The 18,848-nt window shown below is 71.3% G+C and carries 20 protein-coding genes; 12 read left to right on the top strand and 8 right to left on the bottom strand.

What is annotated here, in order from left to right; translation table 11 throughout:
* Positions 1 to 136 precede the first annotated feature (136 nt).
* From EOE48_RS20760 to EOE48_RS20745, 4 genes are all read left to right on the top strand, one after another.
* Positions 137 to 1,357 (top strand): LL-diaminopimelate aminotransferase, encoded by a 1,221-nt coding sequence (locus EOE48_RS20760; protein WP_127732732.1) that lies wholly within the window; start codon positions 137 to 139, stop codon positions 1,355 to 1,357.
* A gap of 284 nt (positions 1,358 to 1,641) precedes the next feature.
* Positions 1,642 to 1,857, top strand: a complete 216-nt coding sequence (locus tag EOE48_RS20755; protein ID WP_127732730.1) for a hypothetical protein — start codon at positions 1,642 to 1,644, stop codon at positions 1,855 to 1,857.
* 244 nt (positions 1,858 to 2,101) lie between these two features.
* Positions 2,102 to 2,443 (top strand): hypothetical protein, encoded by a 342-nt coding sequence (locus tag EOE48_RS20750; RefSeq protein WP_127732728.1) that lies wholly within the window; start codon positions 2,102 to 2,104, stop codon positions 2,441 to 2,443.
* A gap of 18 nt (positions 2,444 to 2,461) precedes the next feature.
* Positions 2,462 to 2,878 (top strand): hypothetical protein, encoded by a 417-nt coding sequence (locus EOE48_RS20745; protein ID WP_127732726.1) that lies wholly within the window; start codon positions 2,462 to 2,464, stop codon positions 2,876 to 2,878.
* Between the two features lie 4 nt (positions 2,879 to 2,882).
* On the opposite strand, the gene EOE48_RS20740 is transcribed toward EOE48_RS20745, so the two are convergent.
* Complete coding sequence (locus tag EOE48_RS20740) at positions 2,883 to 3,098, bottom strand: hypothetical protein (protein ID WP_127732724.1); 216 nt, start codon at positions 3,096 to 3,098, stop codon at positions 2,883 to 2,885.
* 185 nt (positions 3,099 to 3,283) lie between these two features.
* Here EOE48_RS20740 and EOE48_RS20735 point away from each other — a divergent pair, with 185 nt between their 5' ends.
* Both EOE48_RS20735 and EOE48_RS20730 read left to right on the top strand, forming a co-directional pair.
* Complete coding sequence (locus tag EOE48_RS20735; protein WP_127732721.1) at positions 3,284 to 4,213, top strand: glycine--tRNA ligase subunit alpha; 930 nt, start codon at positions 3,284 to 3,286, stop codon at positions 4,211 to 4,213.
* Positions 4,214 to 4,303: 90 nt separating this feature from the next.
* On the top strand, positions 4,304 to 5,248 hold the full coding sequence (locus EOE48_RS20730) for a cyclase family protein (RefSeq protein WP_127732719.1): 945 nt from the start codon (positions 4,304 to 4,306) through the stop codon (positions 5,246 to 5,248).
* Positions 5,249 to 5,297: 49 nt separating this feature from the next.
* Here EOE48_RS20730 and EOE48_RS20725 read toward each other — a convergent pair whose 3' ends face one another.
* On the bottom strand, positions 5,298 to 6,407 hold the full coding sequence (locus EOE48_RS20725; RefSeq protein WP_342791866.1) for a methyl-accepting chemotaxis protein: 1,110 nt from the start codon (positions 6,405 to 6,407) through the stop codon (positions 5,298 to 5,300).
* Positions 6,408 to 6,813: 406 nt separating this feature from the next.
* On the opposite strand from EOE48_RS20725, the gene glyS reads away from it, so the two are divergent.
* Positions 6,814 to 8,919, top strand: a complete 2,106-nt coding sequence (gene glyS, locus EOE48_RS20720) for a glycine--tRNA ligase subunit beta (protein WP_127732715.1) — start codon at positions 6,814 to 6,816, stop codon at positions 8,917 to 8,919.
* 81 nt (positions 8,920 to 9,000) lie between these two features.
* Here the strand turns inward: glyS and EOE48_RS20715 are convergent, their stop codons facing one another.
* Positions 9,001 to 9,204, bottom strand: coding sequence for a hypothetical protein (locus EOE48_RS20715; RefSeq protein WP_127732713.1), 204 nt, complete (start codon positions 9,202 to 9,204; stop codon positions 9,001 to 9,003).
* A gap of 398 nt (positions 9,205 to 9,602) precedes the next feature.
* Here EOE48_RS20715 and EOE48_RS20710 point away from each other — a divergent pair, with 398 nt between their 5' ends.
* The 3 genes from EOE48_RS20710 (at position 9,603) to EOE48_RS29305 (ending at position 11,595) form a co-directional block, all read left to right on the top strand.
* The gene (locus EOE48_RS20710) at positions 9,603 to 10,340 is read left to right on the top strand and encodes a CDP-diacylglycerol diphosphatase (protein ID WP_246154644.1); all 738 of its coding nucleotides are present in this window, start codon (positions 9,603 to 9,605) and stop codon (positions 10,338 to 10,340) included.
* A 115-nt stretch (positions 10,341 to 10,455) separates the two neighbouring features.
* The gene (locus tag EOE48_RS20705) at positions 10,456 to 11,142 is read left to right on the top strand and encodes a DUF4142 domain-containing protein (protein WP_127732709.1); all 687 of its coding nucleotides are present in this window, start codon (positions 10,456 to 10,458) and stop codon (positions 11,140 to 11,142) included.
* Positions 11,143 to 11,436: 294 nt separating this feature from the next.
* On the top strand, positions 11,437 to 11,595 hold the full coding sequence (locus EOE48_RS29305) for a hypothetical protein (protein WP_187371494.1): 159 nt from the start codon (positions 11,437 to 11,439) through the stop codon (positions 11,593 to 11,595).
* Positions 11,596 to 11,917: 322 nt separating this feature from the next.
* Here the strand turns inward: EOE48_RS29305 and EOE48_RS20700 are convergent, their stop codons facing one another.
* Positions 11,918 to 13,252 (bottom strand): capsule biosynthesis protein, encoded by a 1,335-nt coding sequence (locus tag EOE48_RS20700; RefSeq protein WP_127732707.1) that lies wholly within the window; start codon positions 13,250 to 13,252, stop codon positions 11,918 to 11,920.
* Positions 13,253 to 13,842: 590 nt separating this feature from the next.
* Here EOE48_RS20700 and EOE48_RS20695 point away from each other — a divergent pair.
* A complete protein-coding gene (locus EOE48_RS20695) occupies positions 13,843 to 15,072 on the top strand; it encodes a polysaccharide biosynthesis/export family protein (protein ID WP_127732705.1) in 1,230 nt (409 codons plus the stop codon).
* 115 nt (positions 15,073 to 15,187) lie between these two features.
* Here the strand turns inward: EOE48_RS20695 and ettA are convergent, their stop codons facing one another.
* The 4 genes from ettA to EOE48_RS20675 all read right to left on the bottom strand — a co-directional run bounded on the left by ettA (position 15,188) and on the right by EOE48_RS20675 (position 18,384).
* Positions 15,188 to 16,840 (bottom strand): energy-dependent translational throttle protein EttA, encoded by a 1,653-nt coding sequence (ettA, locus tag EOE48_RS20690; RefSeq protein ID WP_127732703.1) that lies wholly within the window; start codon positions 16,838 to 16,840, stop codon positions 15,188 to 15,190.
* Between the two features lie 143 nt (positions 16,841 to 16,983).
* A complete protein-coding gene (locus tag EOE48_RS20685) occupies positions 16,984 to 17,244 on the bottom strand; it encodes a hypothetical protein (protein WP_127732701.1) in 261 nt (86 codons plus the stop codon).
* A gap of 11 nt (positions 17,245 to 17,255) precedes the next feature.
* Positions 17,256 to 18,122: a DNA/RNA non-specific endonuclease gene (locus EOE48_RS20680; protein ID WP_127732699.1), complete on the bottom strand. Its 867-nt coding sequence runs from the start codon at positions 18,120 to 18,122 to the stop codon at positions 17,256 to 17,258.
* Positions 18,123 to 18,132: 10 nt separating this feature from the next.
* Positions 18,133 to 18,384 (bottom strand): hypothetical protein, encoded by a 252-nt coding sequence (locus tag EOE48_RS20675; RefSeq protein ID WP_246154643.1) that lies wholly within the window; start codon positions 18,382 to 18,384, stop codon positions 18,133 to 18,135.
* 297 nt (positions 18,385 to 18,681) lie between these two features.
* Between EOE48_RS20675 and EOE48_RS20670 the strand changes: the two genes are divergently transcribed.
* On the top strand, positions 18,682 to 18,848 hold a 167-nt coding region (locus EOE48_RS20670; RefSeq protein WP_148239792.1), incomplete at its 3' end, for a 1-deoxy-D-xylulose-5-phosphate synthase N-terminal domain-containing protein.

Genomic DNA, 18,848 nt, shown 5'->3' with positions numbered 1-18,848 from the left:
AGAAACCGTATGAGACGATTCGGCGAGAGTCTTTTTGTCCTCCGGCCCCGTGACCCACGGGCGGTTTGATGGTTAAGACAGGCCGTTGACCAGCGCGCCGCGGCGACAGAGGCGGCGCCGATCAGGACCACGGCCGATGACCGACTTCCACCGCATCAAGCGACTGCCGCCCTACGTCTTCGAGCAGGTGAACCGGATCAAGGCCGCCGCCCGCGCCAACGGCGCCGACATCATCGATCTCGGCATGGGCAACCCGGACCTCGACGCGCCCCGCCACGTCATCGAGAAGCTGGTCGAGACCGCCGGCAAGCCGCGCACCGACCGCTACTCGGCCTCCAAGGGCATCGCCGGCCTGCGCCGGGCCCAGGCCGGCTACTACCAGCGCCGGTTCGGCGTGACACTCAACCCCGACACCCAGGTCGTGGCGACGCTCGGCTCGAAGGAGGGCTTCGCCAACATGGCCCAGGCGATCACCGCCCCGGGCGACGTGGTGCTGGTGCCCAACCCGAGCTACCCGATCCACGCCTTCGGCTTCCTGATGGCCGGTGGCGTGATCCGCTCGGTCCCGGCCGAGCCGACCCCGGCCTTCTTCCCGGCGGCCGAGCGGGCGATGCAGCACTCGATCCCCAAGCCCGTGGCGATGGTGGTGTGCTACCCGTCGAACCCGACCGCCTACGTCGCGTCGCTCGACTTCTACCGCGACCTCGTCGCCTTCGCGAAGAAGCACGACCTGATCCTGCTCTCCGACCTCGCCTATGCCGAGGTCTACTTCGACGATTCCAACCCGCCTCCCTCGGTGCTGCAGGTGCCCGGCGCGATCGACGTCACCGTCGAGTTCACCTCGCTGTCGAAGACCTTCTCGATGGCCGGCTGGCGGATGGGCTTCGCGGTCGGCAACGAGCGGCTCCTCGCGGCGCTGACCCGCGTGAAGTCCTACCTCGATTACGGCGCCTTCACGCCGATCCAGGTCGCCGCCACCGCGGCGCTGAACGGCCCGGAGGCCTGTATCCACGAGATGCGCGCGACCTATCGCCGGCGGCGCGACGCGATGGTCGACGCGTTCCAGAAGACCGGCTGGGACATCCCGATTCCCTCGGCCTCGATGTTCGCCTGGGTGCCGATCCCGGAGAAATTCAGGAGCCTCGGCAGCCTTGAATTCTCGAAGCTCCTGGTCGAGAAGGCCGACGTGGCGGTGGCGCCGGGCATCGGCTTCGGCGAGCACGGCGACGACTTCGTGCGCATCGCGCTGGTCGAGAACGAGCAGCGCATCCGGCAGGCGGCGCGCAACATCCGCCGCTTCTTCGACGGCGCCGACCGCACCCTGCACAACGTCGTGCCGATGCAGAAGGCGGTGTGAGTCGGATTTCGGATATTCGTTCCGAGGTCCGTATCGCGGGTCCGCGCGGTGGAGCCGGAGGCTCCACACGCATGTGCGCAGCCGGTTTCCGCATCGCGAAGCGATCCCGCAGCAATCGCCGAGCGATCAATCGGAAGCCGTATGATCCGCCGGTCTGTGGCGGTGGGGAGACACCGGAGGATGAAAGCCCGGGCGGCGGAAGGCGCCGCCGGGGCCCGGCTTGATCCCCCTGCCCGCTTGGGGCCAGGGTTGCGGCCACGCTCACGCTTCAACCCAGGTCATCCATGCGTCGCCCGATGAAGGCCGCCCTCCTCGCCGTGACGGTTCTCGTCCCGGCCGCCTGCGCGCCGAACCCGATCATCGCCCGCGATCCGATTCCGGCCCCGGGCCCGGACCAGGCCTATCGCTGCCGCTCGCGGCCGATCGTGCTCAACCTCTACGATACGGGCTGCGAGCCGGTGCTGCGCGAGCAGGACGTGGTGGTGCGCAGCAAGGGCTGATACGCTTTTCGGACGATCAGTTCCGAAAATCGTATCACCAGCCCGCGCGGCGTCTGAGCGAAGCCGAAATCCGCATCGCGAAGCGATCAGTCGGATTTCGTATGACCCCACTCACCGAGCCGCCGCGTCAACCGGCCGGATACCAGACCGCGAGGATCCCGGGGCGCTTGGACGCCCCCGGTCGAACCATCGCCGTCCCCCGCGCGTTTCCAGGACCTGCCTCCCCGGCTCCGGAATCCTGCGCGTGTCCCGTTCGCTTCTCCTGTCCCTCGCCGTCGCCGCCTCTGGGCTCGGCGCAGGTGCCGCCTCGGCCCAGCCGGCGCCGCTCTCGGTGCGCGTCCGCCCCGAGCCTCCCGTCTACCAGGACGTGTATTCCCGTGCCGCGGCCTTCGGTCCGGTCGTGGTCGACGCCGGTCCCGGCTTCGGGCCGGGCGTGCCCCTGCGCGCGATCCCGATCGCGGCGGTCACCAACGGCGCCGCCTTCGGCCCGACAGGCTACGGATACTACGAGGATGCGGTGAGCGAGGGACCGCTCAACCGCCGGCTGCCACCCCGCCACTATTACCTCGGCGCGTTCCCGCGCTGACCGACAGGGACCCTCCGCATGCGCGCGTCATTCGTCGCCGCCGGCCTGCTCGCCGGCTTCCTCGGCCTCGGTGTCGTCGGCCCGGCCGCGGCCCAGAGCGTCGGCTACGTCACCGGCTTTCCCGGCAAGGACCCTGCCGACGACGACGGTATCGGCTGGGGACCCGCCTACCGGCCCGAGACGAGCTTCTCGCAGCCCGGCGTTCCGCCGACCCCGGGCGATTTCGCCGGCTCGGCCTACCGGGCCCGCACCGGGCGGGGGCCGTATGACGGCATCCAGGCTCCGATCCGTCCGATCCGCGGCATCGCCGATCCCTATGGCGGCTATGCCGCGACCGATCCCTACGGCCAGGGTTTCGCCCCGCCGCCGCGGCGGTCGCGGGCGATGATGAAGGCGCAGCGCCGCGCCTACGAGCGCCGCCACGCCATCCGCTGACGGGTCAGCGCCCGCAGGCCGGAGCGTAGCCGGCATAGACCACCCGCACCGGCTTGCCGCAGGGCGCCGGTGCCGGGGCGGCCCGGGCGACGCTTGGGGCGGCGGGCGCCGCGACCGGACGGGCGGCTCCGGAGGCTCCGCCGGCCGCCTTGACCACCAGCGGGGTGGCGGCGAGCGAGGTCAGCGCGGCCGCAGCCACGACGGCGAACCGGAAGTTCACGGCAAGTCTCCTGAAGTCTTCGGCTGCTCTCGTGCTGCAGCATGATCGTCATATGCCCGACAACGAGCGTGGCCGTGGTGCGGTTCCGCACCGGTCCGCGGGAGGCGGCGGCCGGCGGCGTGCTTGACTTGCGCCATCCCGCGTTCCAACGCTCCGGCGCCTTTCCGCCCCGATCCGTGACAAGCATGACCGACACCGCCGATCTCCAGCCCGCGCGCTCGTTCCAGGGCCTGATCCTGACCCTTCAGCGCTTCTGGGCGGCGCAAGGATGCGTGATCCTCCAGCCCTACGACATGGAGGTTGGTGCCGGCACGTTCCATCCGGCCACCACCCTACGGGCGCTGGGCCCGAAGCCCTGGAAGGCCGCCTACGTGCAGCCCTCGCGGCGGCCGAAGGACGGGCGCTACGGCGAGAACCCGAACCGGCTCCAGCACTATTACCAGTTCCAGGTCATCCTGAAGCCGAACCCGCCGAACCTCCAGGACCTCTACCTCGCCTCCCTCAGGGCGATCGGGGTCGATCTCGGGCTGCACGACATCCGCTTCGTCGAGGACGACTGGGAGAGCCCGACGCTCGGCGCCTGGGGGCTCGGCTGGGAGTGCTGGTGCGACGGGATGGAGGTGAGCCAGTTCACCTATTTCCAGCAGGTCGCGGGCTTCGAGTGCGCTCCCGTCGCGGGCGAGCTGACCTACGGGCTGGAACGCCTCGCGATGTACGTCCAGGGGGTCGAGAACGTCTACGACCTCAACTTCAACGGTGGCGAGGGCGCCGACACGGTCACCTACGGCGACGTCTTCCTGCAGGCCGAGCAGGAATACTCGCGCCACAACTTCGAGGCCGCCGACACCGAGATGCTGTTCCGGCACTTCCGCGACGCGGAGTCGGCCTGCCGCCGCTACCTCGACGCCGGCGAGCCCGCGGGCGGCGAGGGCCGGCACCGGATGGCGCAGCCGGCCTACGACCAGTGCATCAAGGCGAGCCACGTCTTCAACCTGCTCGACGCCCGCGGGGTGATCTCGGTCACCGAGCGCCAGAGCTACATCCTGCGGGTGCGCGAACTCGCCAAGGCCTGCGGCGCGGCATGGCTGCGCACCGCCGGCGGCGGCGCAGCGTAAAGCTCGGCGTTACCTCGACGCCGGCCGGGCGCCTCCTTACACTGGGTCAGTCCCGCGCGCAGACGCGGGCGCCAGACCAGGAGGACGCCCATGAGACCCGTCATCGCGCTCGCCGTCGCGGCCGGCTGCCTTGCCGCGCCATTCGCCGCCCCGATCGCCGCCGCCCAGGAGATCCCGGTCTCGCGCTGGGGCGCCGACGACGAGATCGGCGCCGCCAACCACCTGTCGCCGGCCAAGGTGCAGGAGGCGGTCAGGCTCGTCACCACCGGCAAGACCTACGCCCTGGGCATCCCGGTCGACCGCGGCACCCCGGCGTTTCCGCCGCGCAACATCGCCGTGACCGTGATGGCGCCCAACCAGCCCGAGGGCGTCACCTTCGGGTCGAACAAGATGAGCTACCTCGACGACATGGTGACCGGCTGGCTCGGCGTTGGCACCCAGATCGACGGGCTGGCCCATCTCGGCACCGATTCGACCTTCTACAACCGCAACAAGATGAAGGACATCTTCGACACGACCGGCGTGAAGAAGCTCGGCGCCCACAAGATCCCGCCGATCGTCACCCGCGGCGTGCTCCTCGACGTCGCCAAGGCCAAGGGCAAGGACCGGCTGATGGAGGGCGACCTCGTCACCGTCGACGACATCAAGGCGGCCGAGAAGGCGGCCGGAATCAGCCCCGGCAAGGGCGACGTGGTGGTGCTGCACACCGGCTGGCTGTCGATGCTCGGCGAGGACGCCAAGCGGTTCGGGGCCGGCGAGCCCGGCATCGACGCCGAGGGCGCGCGCTACCTTGCCGGCAAGGACGTGGTCGCGGTCGGGGCCGACACCTGGGGCATCGAGGCGGTGCCGTTCAAGTCCGACCGGGTCTGGGAGGGCCACCAGATCCTGCTCGCCCAGAACGGCATCTACATCCTGGAAACCCTCGACACCCGCGCCCTGGTCAAGGACGGGGTGAGCGAGTTCCTGTTCGTCCTCGGGGCGCCGCGCTACACCGGGTCGATCCAGGCGATCATCAACCCGGTGGCGATCCGCTGAGCCGCGGCACCCGCCTCGTCTCCGGCCGGGCCATCCCGGCCGGCGGCCCTCAGGCGAAGCGCTGCGAGATCTCCCGCAGCTTGCGCGTGGACTGGTCGACCTGCTCGGTCGCGGTCGCGATCGTCCCCATGCTGGTGGCGATCGCCGAGGCGCCCTGCGACACGGTCTGCATCGACACCGACATCTCGCGCGTCACCACGGACTGCTCCTCGACCGCCGCCGCGATCGCCGCCGAGACGCTGCGCAGCGTCTGGATCGTCTCGTGGATCGAGCCGATCGCGGTGACGGCCTCCTGCGTCGCGCTCTGGGTGGCGCCGATCTGCTGGCGGATCTGCTCCGTCGCCTTGGTGGTCTGCTCGGCCAGTTGCTTGACCTCCTGGGCGACGACCGCGAAGCCCTTGCCAGCCTCGCCGGCGCGGGCCGCCTCGATGGTGGCGTTGAGCGCCAGCAGGTTGGTCTGGCTCGCGATTCCCTGGATCAGCGCCACCACCTCGCCGATCTGGGTCGCCTGGGTGCTGAGCCCGGCGACGATGCCGATGGCGGTGCGGGCCTCGACCACGGCCTTCTCGGCGACGTCGGAGGCATGGGTGACCTGCTGGCTGATCTCGCCGACGGAGGCCGACAGCTCCTCGGCGCCCGAGGCGACCGCCTGGATGCTCATCGAGATCTGACCGGTGGTGGCGGCGGCCTCGGTGGTCTGCGTGGTGACGTTCTGCACCGTCTCGGCGATCGCCGCGAGGTCGAGCCGGATCTCCTCCTGCGCCTTCGAGCGCCGCTGGCGCGCCTCGACGTCGCCGGTGATGTCGACGGCGAACTTCACGACCTTGATGGTGCGGCCATGGGCGTCGAGGATCGGGTTGTAGCTGCCCTGGATCCAGATCTCGGATCCGTTCTTGGCGATCCGCTTGAATTCCGCCGCCTTGAACTCGCCCCGTCCCAGGGCTTCCCAGAACTGCCGGTACTCGGTGCCGGCCCGCTCGCCGGCCTCCACGAACATCGAGTGATGCTTGCCCTGGATGTCCTGAAGCGTGTAGCCGAGCGTGGTCAGGAAATTCGCGTTGGCCGTGAGGATCGTCCCGCCTCGATCGAACTCGATGATCGCCTGAGACCGGTCGAGGGCGTTGATCTTGCCCGCAAGGTCCTTGGAGCGCTTGAACATACCGGTGCCCTCGATGATGCCGCTGTCTTGGAACCCGCGGGGATCCGGTGCGAACTGATTCCGCAGCGGTCGCATCGGATGAAAGGATAGGACTACATTCACGACCCGTCCCGCTATAGACCGATGTAATGCGCGCGATTTAAAATACCGTGAAGCGTCTGACGTAGAGAAAATCAACATCCGGTTGCATCGTCGTATATGAAACACGTACTCCGGGCAGGCCTGCGGGCCGGGCCCCGGCTCGCGCCCGCTCCCGCGGCCCGTGCCCGACCGGTCGCAGCGAGGCGCATCGGAGACGGCCGGACGCCTCGACACCCTCGGCGCGGCCTCCTAAACCCGCCCCAGCCGACGCCGCGCGCGCCACGATCCCGATCATCCCCTCCCCCGGAGGGCACCAGGCTGTCCGATGCCCGATCTGCTGCTCGAACTCTTCTCCGAGGAAATCCCGGCCCGCATGCAGCGCCGTGCCGCCGAGGACCTGCGCAAGCTCGTCACCGACGCCCTGGTCGAGCGCGGCTTCCTGTACGAGGGCGCCCGCGCCTTCGCGACCCCGCGCCGCCTCGCGCTCCACGTCGCCGGCCTGCCGGCGCGCGGGCAGGACGTGCGCGAGGAGCGCAAGGGGCCTCGCGTCGGCGCCCCCGACGCGGCGGTCCAGGGCTTCCTCAAGGGCGCCGGCCTTGCCGGCCTCGATCAGGCCAGGGTCGTCTCGGACCCGAAGAAGGGCGAGTTCTACGTCGCGGTGATCGAGCGGCCCGGCCGCGACACCCTCGACGTGCTGGCCGAGATCCTGCCGGCGATCGTCCGCGGCTTCCCGTGGCCGAAATCGATGCGCTGGGGCGCCGCCTCGGCGGAGCCGGGCGCCCTGCGCTGGGTGCGGCCGCTGCACGGCATCGTGGCGAGCTTCGGCCCCGAGACCGAGACGCCGGAGCGGGTCCCGTTCGCCGTCGACGGGATCGAGGCCGGCTTCGTCACCCACGGCCACCGCTTCCTGGCGCCCGGGCCGATCGAGGTGCGCCGCTTCGCCGACTACCTGCCGGCGCTGGAGCGGGCGAAGGTCGTCCTCGACGCCGACCGGCGCAAGGACATCATCCTGCACGACGCCCGCGACCTCGCCTTCGCCCGCGGGCTCGAACTGGTCGAGGACGACGGCCTGCTGGAGGAGGTCGCCGGCCTCGTCGAGTGGCCGGTGACCCTGATCGGGAGCTTCGAGGAGCGGTTCCTGGCGATCCCCCCGGAGGTGATCCGCGCCACCATCCGGGCCAACCAGAAGTGCTTCGTGCTGCGCGCGCCCTCCTCCGACGGCCGCGAGCGGCTCGCCAACGCCTTCGTGCTGGTCTCGAACCTCGTCGCCTCGGACGGCGGCGCCGCGATCGTCGCCGGCAACGAGCGGGTGGTGCGGGCGCGCCTGTCGGACGCCGCCTTCTTCTGGGACACCGACCGCAAGGTGCCGCTGGCCGACCGGCTGCCGAAGCTCGAGAGCATCGTCTTCCACGAGAAGCTCGGGACGCAGTACGCCCGCGTCGAGCGCATCGCCGCCCTCGCCCGCGCCCTCGCGCCGGTGGTCGGGGCGGACGCCGATCGCGCCGAGCGTGCCGCCCGGCTCGCCAAGGCCGACCTCGTCACCGAGATGGTCGGCGAGTTCCCCGAGTTGCAGGGCCTGATGGGCCGGTACTACGCCGCCGAGCAGGGCGAGCCGCCGGAGGTCTGCGCGGCGATCGAGGAGCACTACAAGCCGCTCGGCCCGGGCGACCGGGTGCCGACCGCGCCGGTCTCGGTCGCGGTGGCGCTCGCCGACAAGCTCGACACGCTGGCGGGCTTCTGGGCGATCGACGAGAAGCCGACGGGGAGCAAGGATCCGTATGCCCTGCGGCGGGCGGCGCTCGGGGTGATCCGGCTGGTGCTGACCAACGGGATCCGGCTTCCCCTGCTGCCGCGCTTCGCCGAGGCGCTCGGCGCCCATGCGGCGGCGTCCGGCGCGGGTGCCGGCCCGGACCTCCTTGCCTTCCTCGCCGACCGGCTGAAGGTGCATCTGCGCGAGCAGGGCGCCCGCCACGACCTCATCGACGCGGTCTTCGCCCTGCCGGGCCAGGACGACCTGCTGATGGTGGTGCGCCGGGTCGAGGCGCTCGGGCGCTTCCTCGACGGCGAGGACGGCCGCAACCTGCTTGCCGGCACCCGGCGGGCGGCCAACATCCTGCGGATCGAGGAGAAGAAGGACGGCCGCGCCTACGACGCCGCGCCGGACCCGGCCCTGTTCGCCCTGGCGGAGGAACGCGCCCTCGCGGCCGCCCTCGACACGGCCCGCGCCGAGGCGGGGCGCGCGGTGGCGGGCGAGGACTTCGAGGGCGCGATGCGGGCGCTGTCGGTGCTGCGGGCGCCGGTCGATGCGTTCTTCGACAAGGTCACGGTCAACGCCGACGACCCGGCCCTGCGCGCCAACCGCCTCGCCCTGCTGAACGCCCTGCGCGCCGCGACGCGGGAGGTCGCCGACTTCTCGCGGATCGAGGGCTGACGCGGCAGCCGGTCGGCGGGAACGGCCGGCGGCGCGCGGGCTCATGATGCGGCATCCGGACGTAATCCTCCGGATACCGTGTCAGGCGGTGCGCGACCGCTCGACCGACGCTGCGACCCGCGGATCGTCCGGCCGCACGGGCTCGGGGTGCGGCACTGGCGGGAATAGGTCGCCGAGGCCGTGGGCCACGCCGTTCAGGACCGGATCGTAGCCCGTCCGGAAGCTGCGCAGGGGTTTCACGGCGACCCGGAGGCCGCTCGTGGTCGGTCGGTGGTGCGGGGGCATGGGAGCCATCCTGGCCCGTTGTCGAGACCGGTCAACGTCGCAGCGCACCATCCGTTGCACCCGCCGGGCGGCACCGGGCCGGTTATCCCCGGCTTCCCCGATTGTCCCCGGGAACCGCGGGGCCGGGCCGGTGCCGGACCGGCGGCCCGGCCGGATGGGGCCACCGCACGAGCAGCGACGCCAGAACGAAGACCGCCGCAGGACCGAAGCTGAGCAGGTAGAGCATCGCCCCCAACCCGCTTCGTCGCCTTCCGGTTGCACGGCCGGCACCCGCAATCCGTCGGCCGGGTGACGGCTCGGCGCGCTTCGGCCATGCCGGGCGGCTATGATCCGGTTCCGGTCAGGGGATGGAGTCTGTCGTGCGGATTGGTCGGTCGCTTCTCGTGCTCGCGGCTCTCATGGCGTGCCTGCCCGCGCGCGCCGCGCCGGACCTGTCCCGGGACGTCCTGTGGGTGGCGCTGCAGGGCTGCCTCCTCAACAAGCGGACGACCGGCCGTGCCTTCCCGTGCCTGTCGGTCGATCCCGGTGACCGCGACCGGCCCGGAACGGCGGTGCTGCGGGCGCCCGGCGAGCCGACGCATCTCGTCGTGATGCCCACCGCCGACGTGGTCGGGGTCGAGGCGCCGGACCTGCAGACGCCGAAGGGCGCGGTCTACTGGCGGGCGGCGCTGGCGGCCCGGCGCGAGGTGTCGGCGGCGATCAGGGGCGGGCGCCCGCTCGACGAGATCGGCCTCGCGGTCAATTCGTCGGGCGGGCGCAGCCAGGACCAGTTGCACATCCACGTCGATTGCGTGCGGGCGAGCGTTCTGGCCGAGTTGCGGCAACGCGCCGGCATCGTCCTGCCGGGAACCTGGACGGGGATCCCGCTGCCGGTCGGAGAGCGGCGCTGGCGCCGGTTCCTGGCGATGCGGATCTCCCTGGCCCAGGCCGAGGCGTTCAACCCGTTCGAGGCCGCGACGCGGCTTCCGGGCGCCGGACGGAAGCCGGCCGGGCCGGACCTGACCCAGGTCAGCCTCGCTATGGTGAGCACGCCGCCGGGCGATCCGCATCCGGGCTACATCGTGCTGGCGCACCGCTCGCCGACCAGCCACGCCGAAACGCTGCTCGACCATCGCTGCGCCGCGCCGGTGCGCTGATCGGTCGGCGGTGCGCGAACGGAACGAAGGCGGCGTTGGGAAATTACTCCCCCGGAGCATCTTCCCGGGCCTCGGGCGGGGCGGGTGCACCGTCCTGCATCGGAGCTTTTCCACCATGCATCGTCGCGATTTCGTCGTCAGAATGCTGTCCGCCACCGCCGCCCTCGCGGTGACCCGGACCGCCGTCGCGCAGCCGGTGCCCGCCGGCGCGATGCCGACCGCCGCCTATCTCGCCATGGCCACCAAGGGCGGCCTGTTCCTCGAGAACACCGCCCGCGACGCCTTTGCCAAGACCAGCAACCCGCGGGTGAAGAAGTTCGCCCGGGCCGAGGTGACCGAGCAGGTCGCCCTCGCCAACAAGATCGATGCGGCGACCGGCGGCGTGGTCCCGGTGCCGATGGCCGGCGGCGCGCCCGGGCCGGGCGGCGTCGTCGGCGGCCTCGTGGCGGCGCCGTTCGCCATCGCGGGCGGTGCGGTCGGAGCCGCGACCGGGGTGGTCGGCGGCGTCCTCGGCGCTCTCGGCGGCGGGGGTGGTCCGGGTGGGATGACCACCGACGAGCAGAAGGCGCAAATCCAGGCGCAGCTCGCCGGGCTTCAGCCCGGCCCACAATACGACGCGACCTTCGTCGGCGCCTCGCTGCAGGGGCATCAGGAGGCCCTGGCGATTCACGGCTCCTACGCCGAGTCCGGCGAGGATCCGAACCTGCGCCGTATCGCCCGTGGGGCCCTGCCGTTGATTCGCCTGCACATCTCGCAGTTGTCGCAGATGCAGCGGATGATGGGTGGCGCCGCCGAAGGGTGAGGCCCGGCCGGAGCCGGTGCGGCCGCCGGCACATCGGTGGCCGAACTGCCAATCGTGAATCAGTCGTTAATGGGCCGGCGAAGATGCCGGGGTGCCGAATGCTGGTCCGCCGGTCGTGATCGGCATTCCGGCCGGCCCGATCGACTGCGGTGTTTCGGGAACGACACACCGATGTGCTTCGCCGCACGTCGCGAGCGGTCCGGCCGGAGCGCGGAACACGCTTCCGCCGGATTCCCGCGTGAGGGTACTGCCGTCGTCCGGCCCAGGCCGGATATTCCGAATCAGGCAGGGCCCGTGGTCGATACCTCGTTTCTCTCGCTCGCCGGTGCGATGGCCCTGGTCGCCGTGGCCGGCCGGGGCATCGGCTGGGCCCTCGATGCCTGGGTGCGCAGGGCGGCCGATCCCCTCGGCGCCGGCCGCGGCGGAAAACGCCTCGCGACGCCGTCCGCGTAGATTCCCGTCTCGTCGCAGAGTCCCGGCCCGAAACCGGCAACCACTTCTGCCGAATCTGCCCGAGGGCGGCGAATGCGGTTCGACGCCCGGGCGAAGCCGACATGCACGACGCCCGGCGACCGCGAGGCGGTCGCCGGGCGTTTGTTCGAGTCCCGCGTGGTTCGCTCGGGAAGGCGTTGCGCCCGTTCGGGCGCTTCATGCCGACGGCCCGGGATGCGGACGCATCCGGGCCGTTGACCCATCTCGAATGTCTGCACGCAGGCCAATGGCTTGGCTGCAATTCGAGAGCGGAACCAACGGTCGGTGAAAATGACCGTTGGGATCAGGCGCCCTGGAGACCCTCGATCGGGCCGAGGCCGACCTCGGGGGCGGCGAAGCCCTGGAGACGGCGGACCGGCTGCGGCCGGTCCTCGAGCCACGCCCCCTGGGCAAGGTCGAGCCGGGCGGCGGCGGCCTCGACGGCGGCCTGCATGCCCTCGCGCCGGTAGTACACGCCGCGGATCTGGATGTGGGCCACGATCGCCTTGATGAAGGCTTCCCACAGGTCGGGGCGCGGCGCCTCGCCCTCGGTCCAGAACCGGTCGAGGGGACCCTGGAAGGTCAGGCCGGCGACGTCGTAGACGGCGGCCCCGAGCGTCATCGTCGGCTTGCCGGCCCGCATCGACCACATGCCGACGGTGCTGTTGACGGTCACGACGCCCTGGCAGCCGTCGAGCATCCGCCCGAGATCGCCGCCGTCGAGGTAGTCGACCCGGTCGGCCACACCCCATTTCTGCGCCGAGCGGCGCACGATCCGGCCCCAGTTGCGCACCCCCGGATCGAGGGGATGGACCTTGATGAGCAGCCGCGATCCCTCCGGCGCACTGCCGGCGAACGAGCGGATCACGGTGTGGATCGGCGTCTTCAGGTCGAAGAACGGCGAGTAGGCCCGCAGCTGGAAGTCGTTCTCCATCTGCAGCGGCATCACGTAGTAGCGCGTGCCGGCGGCCTTGATCGCGTCGACGGCGGCGTCCACCCGGGGCCCCCGCCGCCGGGCGGTGAGGATGTGCAGGCCGGTGCCGAGATAGACCAGCGCCGGATGGTGCACCTGATGCGACGTGTAGGACGGATAGAGCCACCACAGCCAGTTGCTGAGCAGGTGGTAGGCCATGTCCCAGACGATCTGGGTGAGGAAGCTGTCCTTGTAGCGCGGCGCGAGGTCGGGTTCGGGCGCCTTGCCGGCGAGGTCGAGGATCGCCTCGGGGTCGCGCGGGAAGCAGCTGTCGCCCGACATGCCGTCGCGCTCGAGCGTGATCCAGTCCGGCCGCAGGTAGCCGAAATCCGTCACCGTGACGTGCAAGCCCCGGGCCTTGGCGGCCGCGATGGCGACCTTGTGGTAGTAGCGCTGCTCGCCGAGGAGCACGAGGTCGGTCACGCCCTCGCGGTCGATCAGGTCGGCGACGTAGGCCGGCCACTTCTCCCGCGACGAGCGGAAATCGTGGGCGCCGGCGCGGCGCCAGAACAGCCAGTCGCCGAAGCATAGGTTGACCCGCAGGCAGCGGTGGCCCCGGGCCTCGAGGGCGTCCGCGATCCGCGCGAAGAACGGCGTGACCGGGCCCTGCAGGAACAGGAAGACCTGACGCCGGCCGCCGGCCGGGGAGACAACATCGGCGCTCACGGGCTCACCTCACGGGTACGCGGAGGGACGGGGTGCGGGCGGAACCCGGACGGAGGCTATCGGCCGGCTCGGGAGGGGCAATGGCAGGAATGCAACACTCTCCGGGATTCACCGGCCGGTCCTGACGACGGGCGCGCCGTGTCCGGACCGCATGGCGGGTCCGACGCCCTGCAAAGGCAACAGGATCGCGGCAGGAAAACGACCGCCGGCGATTGGATGGGCGATCCTCCACCGGTGTTGCACGCATGCCACGGGCGCGGGGCCGGATCGCCGCGCTCGCGCCGCATTTGCCGGCGAGCGGCCGGGGCGGCCGGCACCGCGCATGTGTAAACCGGGCAACACCGGCCAAGGCTTTGCGCCGGGGCCCGATCGTTACCGTCCGATTCATCGATCGGAGCGATCCAGGCTGCTAAGGTGCCGCCGCGCGGTTCCCGCTCCGCGGGCAGCCGCGGACACGATCATCCCGGGCCGGCCCGCCCGAGCGACGCGGCTCGGACGGGCCGGCGGATCGGGCGGAGTTCGGGACTCAGTACCCGCGTCGGGGCCGCTTCGAGGCCGTTCCGGCGTTCGGGCCTGTTGGAGGAAGGTGTATGGTGCGTGTCGGTACGCTCGCGGCCTTGGCGGCTCTCCTGCTGTCCGGCTGCAGCGGCGTTCTGCCGGCGTCGGGTCCTTCCACGGAGGCGGTCGCCACCGGAGGGGACATCGCCACCGACCAGGGCCTCCTCGCCCGCTACGAGATCATCGACGTCAACGCCGCCGTGGTCGAGGCGATGCGCGGCCGTCCCCTCGACAGCCTGCTGGCCTCGTTCGGGGACCGGCGCGCCTCGGTCCAGCCGGTCATCGGCATCGGCGACACCGTCTCGGTCACGATCTGGGAGGCGGGGTCCGGCGGCCTGTTCTCGGCCCCGGCCCTCCCGGACGGCCTGTCGGCGAGTTCCAAGGCCTCGGTGATCCCCGAGCAGGTGGTCGGTCGCGACGGCGCGATCTCGGTGCCCTATGCCGGGCGGATCAAGGTCGCGGGCAAGCGGCCGCAGGACGTCCAGGCCCAGATCGAGGCCGACCTCGCCGGCAAGTCGATCCAGCCGCAGGTCCTCGTCGCCGTGACCTCGCCGCTCAGCTCCAGCGTCACGGTGGTCGGCGAGGCCGCCGGCGCCTCCGCCCGCGCGGCCCTGGCCGGGCGCGGCGCCGGCCCGGCGGCGCTCCTCGGCGGCGGCCGGGTTCCGCTGACCGAGACCGGCGACCGCCTGCTCGACGTCATCGCCACCGCGGGCGGCGTCTCGGCCCCGGTCAACGAGACCTTCGTGCGGCTGTCGCGCGGCCAGACCACCGTGACGGTGCCGCTGCTCGCCGTCGTCTCGAACCCGCAGGAGAACATCTACCTGCGGCCCGGCGACACGGTCACGCTGGTGCGCGACCCCCAGACCTTCCTGGCGATCGGGGCGCTCGGCACCCAGTCCGAGATCCCGTTCAGCGCCGACGGCATCTCGCTGTCGCAGGCGCTCGCCAAGGCGCGCGGCATCTCGGACGCCAACGCCGACGCCACCGGGGTGTTCATCTTCCGGTTCGAGCCGTCGTCGCTGGTCCGGCGCCTGCGCCCCAACAGCCCGCTGCTCGCCGCCCCGCAGGTGCCGGTGGTCTACCGGCTCGACATGCGCGACCCCAACACCGTGTTCGTCACCCAGGCGTTCCGGATGCGCAACCGCGACCTCCTGTACGTGTCGAGCGCGCCGTTCAACGAGGTCCGCAAGGTCCTCGGCGTGTTCTCGACCATCACCGCCCCGATCACCGCCGGCGCCGCGGTCTACGGCACCGCCCGCTGAATCCTGGCGGGGCTCCGTCCCGCCCCGGAACGAGAAGAGGCTCCGCCGGCGGTCCGGCGGAGCCTCTTCTCGTTCCGGGGCCAGGGCACGGGGGCGTCCGCCCCCGCCCCCGCCGTCAGCGGCTGAACTTCTTGTACTTGATCCGGTGCGGCGTGGTGGAGTCGATGCCGAGGCGGCGCTTCTTGTCCTCCTCGTAATCGGCGAAGTTGCCCTCGAACCACTCGACGTGGCTGTCGCCCTCGAAGGCGAGGATGTGGGTCGCGATCCGGTCGAGGAACCAGCGGTCGTGGCTGATGATGACGGCGCAGCCGGCGTAATCCTCCAGCGCCTCCTCCAGCGCCCGCAGGGTGTCGACGTCGAGGTCGTTGGTCGGCTCGTCGAGCAGCAGCACGTTGGCGCCGCTCTTCAGGATCTTGGCGAGGTGGACCCGGTTGCGCTCGCCGCCCGACAGCACTCCGACCTTCTTCTGCTGGTCGGAGCCCTTGAAGTTGAAGGCGCCGCAATAGGCTCTGCTGTTGATCTCGCGCTTGCCGAGATACAGGATGTCGTTGCCGCCGGAGATCTCCTGCCACACCGTCGCGTCGGGGTTGAGCGCGTCGCGCGACTGGTCGACGTAGCCGAGCTTGACGCTCTCGCCGACGCGGATCTCGCCCTTGTCCGGCGTCTCCAGTTCGTTGATCATCCGGAACAGCGTCGTCTTGCCGGCGCCGTTGGGGCCGATCACCCCGACGATGCCGCCCGGCGGCAGCTTGAACGACAGGTCGTCGATCAGCAGCCGGTCGCCGAACGCCTTCTCGAGGTGGTCGAACTCGATGACGTTGTTGCCGAGCCGCTCGGCGATCGGGATGACGATCTGGGCGGTGCTCGGCCCCTTCTCCTGGGACTTGGCGACCAGTTCCTCGTAGCGGGTGATGCGGGCCTTCGACTTGGCCTGCCGGGCCTTCGGCGAGGCTGAGACCCATTGCTGCTCGCGCTCGATGGTGCGCTGGCGCGCCTCCTCCTCGCGGCCCTCCTGGGCGAGGCGCTTCTGCTTCTGCACCAGCCAGGAGGAGTAGTTGCCCTCGTAGGGGATGCCCCGGCCGCGGTCGAGTTCGAGGATCCAGCCGGTGACGTTGTCGAGGAAGTAGCGGTCGTGGGTGACGATCAGGATCGCGCCCGGGTAGTTGCGCAGGTGGTTCTCCAGCCACCCGACCGTCTCGGCGTCGAGGTGGTTGGTCGGCTCGTCGAGGAGCAGCAATTCGGGCTGCCACAGCAGCAGCTTGCACAGCGCAACCCGGCGGCGCTCGCCGCCCGACAGGGTGGCCACCGCGACGTCGTCGCCCGGGCAGCGCAGCGCGTCCATCGCCTGATCGACCTTGGAATCGAGATCCCACAGGCCCTTGGCCTCGATCTCGTCCTGGAGGCGGGTCATCTCGTCCGCGGTCTCCTCGGAATAGTTCATCGCGAGGTCGTTGTATCGGTCGAGGATCGCCTGCGATTCGGCGACGCCCTCCATGACGTTCTCGCGCACGGTCTTGGCCGGGTCGAGCTGCGGCTCCTGCGGCAGGTAGCCGACCCGCGCGCCCTCGGCGACGAAGCCGTCGCCGGAATAGTCCTTGTCGATGCCCGCCATGATGCGCAGCAGGGTCGACTTGCCGGCGCCGTTGACGCCGAGCACGCCGATCTTGGCGTCCGGGTAGAAGGACAGGTGCACGTTGTCGAGCACCTTCTTGCCGCTGGAATAGGTCTTGGTCAGACCCCGCATGTGGTAGATGAATTCACGGGCCATCGGGTGATCCTCGGAAACGGGCGGGGCGGGTCCTGCCGAATCGGAACGGCCCGGGCGGTTCGGACCGCTGACAGGGGCGCCTGGCGCGACGGATTGGGAGTTGCTCCCGCGATTACCAGGGCCGCCTGAGCCCCGCAAGCGCCTCACCCGAACGGGTTCTTCACCGTCTCGGTCGCCGCCGCGGGAGCCTCTGCGCGCTCCGGCAGGTCCTGCCCTTCGAGGGCCTTCACCACCGCCTCGACGATCCGCCCGAGGGCGCGGGCGCGCTCCAGGCTCCGGCGGTCGCGGGCGAGGTCGAGGGAGCCGTGCAGCGCCACCCGCCCGGTGCCGTTCTCGATCGTCAGGTCGCCGAGGGTCTGGACCGCGCTGTCGTCGGCGAAGGGCGTGAAGGGGCGCTCGGCCATGGGCGGGCCTCTCAGAACAGGGAGCGGAGGAAGTCGCGCCACGCCCGGCGGGCCATGCGGCGCAGTTCGGCCAGCAGCCAGTCGACGAAAGACGGCTCGCGGCGGCGGGCGCCGCCATAGGCGTCGCGCTGCGGCTCGGGCAGCGCCATGGTGCGGGAACGGGCCGCCGCCGGCAGGTCGGGAAACACCGTGATGCCGCCGATCTCGGCGAGGCGCGCCGGCGAGACCGCCTCCCAGCGCCCGCCGGCGGCGTTGGGGGCGAGGTAGATCCCGGCCTCGCGCCGGGCCGGGTCGTAGACCGCCTTGAACAGCCGGGTCGGGACGAGAACCCGGCCGCGCAGGGCCTGGACGCTGCCGCCCTCGAACAGCGGCCCGGTGACGACGTAGAGCCCGCCGCGCTCGACCGCGAGGTTGCGCACCGCCGCCTCGATTCCCGCCCACAGGGTGCGGTTGAACTCGGGATACTGCGGCACGATGTTGGCGAGGCTGAACGAGTCCTCCTGCGCCTCCGGGTCCGGCATGTCGCCGGAGGGCGCCATGTGGCCGCGATCCCAGCCGCTTCCGGCGTAATCGTCAAGGGCCGAGCGGGCGCTCTCCGGCAGCCGCCGCTCCTCGTGGAAGGCGTCGACGCGGTCGATGCTCCGTGCCGCCCGCACGCCCGCGGCGGTCAGGTGCTCGGCGGCGTAGAGCGGCGTGCGCGACAGTCCGGAATACAGCAGCGCGAAGGCGCGGTAGCACAGTGGCGTCGTCCCGGCCGCCAGCCGCGGATTGTCGAGCACCGGCGCGAGGCCGCCGGCGAAGAACCCGGGACAGCTCTCCGCCGCCGCCGGCCCGGCGACCACGACCGTCAGGAGCAGGAATGCGGCGGGCTTGCGCATGGCCGGCGGCTCAATAGCAGACCCGGACCTTGCGCGGGCCCTCCGGCGTCGGCCGCCAGCGCCAGCCGCAGGGCGGGCGGTAGACCGGGTTCCAGGTGCAGTGCAGGAAAAGGTCGCAGGTCTCCCCGGCCGGCGCCGCCGCGGGGGCGTTCGAGGGCGGAACCGGCGCCGCGCCCGGCTCGGCCGCCCGGGCGGCCGCGCTCAGCAGCAGCACCGCCAGCAGGGCGGTCGGGGCCGTGCCAGCCCGGTCGACAGATCGCATCGGCCTCCCCTCCGGCCCGTTCCAGGCGCTGAGACATAGCGGAAACCCGCCGGCGCGTCGCGGCGATCCAGGGCATGATTCAGCCCGAGTTCAGGTTTATCTTTCAAGTTGCTCCAAAGCGACGCGCCCGGCCGATGGCGATTGTGACACCACAATGGCGGTGTCGGGTGCTTGCGTGATAAAGGCTGCCGATTGTAGGGGTTCCGGCAATCATGCCCGGCTGTCCCCGGCCTGTCAGACCCCCGTGCGGGAGAGGGCGGCAGGCCCCGGCCGACGAACAGAAAACAGGTGTCGCTCTTGTCCCAACCGGTTTTTCCCCTCCTCGATCAGGTCCGGATCCCGTCTGATCTTCGCCGGCTCCCCGAGAGCGACCTGCCGCAGGTCGCCGCGGAGCTGCGCGCCGAGACCATCGACGCGGTGTCGGTCACCGGCGGCCATCTCGGCGCGGGCCTCGGCGTCGTCGA

Origin of the sequence: Methylobacterium oryzihabitans, assembly GCF_004004555.2 — a bacterium.
GTDB classification, from domain to species: Bacteria; Pseudomonadota; Alphaproteobacteria; order Rhizobiales; family Beijerinckiaceae; genus Methylobacterium; species Methylobacterium oryzihabitans.
This window is presented reverse-complemented; position numbering and strand designations above follow the sequence as displayed.

What these genes read in the sequence shown, in the direction of transcription:
- EOE48_RS20760 (WP_127732732.1), top strand. Translation starts at nt 137, where the DNA reads ATGACCGACTTCCACCGCATCAAGCGACTGCCGCCCTACGTCTTCGAG.
- EOE48_RS20755 (WP_127732730.1), top strand. Translation starts at nt 1,642, where the DNA reads ATGCGTCGCCCGATGAAGGCCGCCCTCCTCGCCGTGACGGTTCTCGTC.
- EOE48_RS20745 (WP_127732726.1), top strand. Translation starts at nt 2,462, where the DNA reads ATGCGCGCGTCATTCGTCGCCGCCGGCCTGCTCGCCGGCTTCCTCGGC.
- EOE48_RS20735 (WP_127732721.1), top strand. Translation starts at nt 3,284, where the DNA reads ATGACCGACACCGCCGATCTCCAGCCCGCGCGCTCGTTCCAGGGCCTG.
- EOE48_RS20730 (WP_127732719.1), top strand. Translation starts at nt 4,304, where the DNA reads ATGAGACCCGTCATCGCGCTCGCCGTCGCGGCCGGCTGCCTTGCCGCG.
- EOE48_RS20725 (WP_342791866.1), bottom strand. Translation starts at nt 6,407, where the DNA reads ATGTTCAAGCGCTCCAAGGACCTTGCGGGCAAGATCAACGCCCTCGAC.
- glyS (WP_127732715.1), top strand. Translation starts at nt 6,814, where the DNA reads ATGCCCGATCTGCTGCTCGAACTCTTCTCCGAGGAAATCCCGGCCCGC.
- EOE48_RS20715 (WP_127732713.1), bottom strand. Translation starts at nt 9,204, where the DNA reads ATGCCCCCGCACCACCGACCGACCACGAGCGGCCTCCGGGTCGCCGTG.
- EOE48_RS20710 (WP_246154644.1), top strand. Translation starts at nt 9,603, where the DNA reads ATGGCGTGCCTGCCCGCGCGCGCCGCGCCGGACCTGTCCCGGGACGTC.
- EOE48_RS20705 (WP_127732709.1), top strand. Translation starts at nt 10,456, where the DNA reads ATGCATCGTCGCGATTTCGTCGTCAGAATGCTGTCCGCCACCGCCGCC.
- EOE48_RS20695 (WP_127732705.1), top strand. Translation starts at nt 13,843, where the DNA reads ATGGTGCGTGTCGGTACGCTCGCGGCCTTGGCGGCTCTCCTGCTGTCC.
- ettA (WP_127732703.1), bottom strand. Translation starts at nt 16,840, where the DNA reads ATGGCCCGTGAATTCATCTACCACATGCGGGGTCTGACCAAGACCTAT.
- EOE48_RS20685 (WP_127732701.1), bottom strand. Translation starts at nt 17,244, where the DNA reads ATGGCCGAGCGCCCCTTCACGCCCTTCGCCGACGACAGCGCGGTCCAG.
- EOE48_RS20680 (WP_127732699.1), bottom strand. Translation starts at nt 18,122, where the DNA reads ATGCGCAAGCCCGCCGCATTCCTGCTCCTGACGGTCGTGGTCGCCGGG.
- EOE48_RS20675 (WP_246154643.1), bottom strand. Translation starts at nt 18,384, where the DNA reads ATGCGATCTGTCGACCGGGCTGGCACGGCCCCGACCGCCCTGCTGGCG.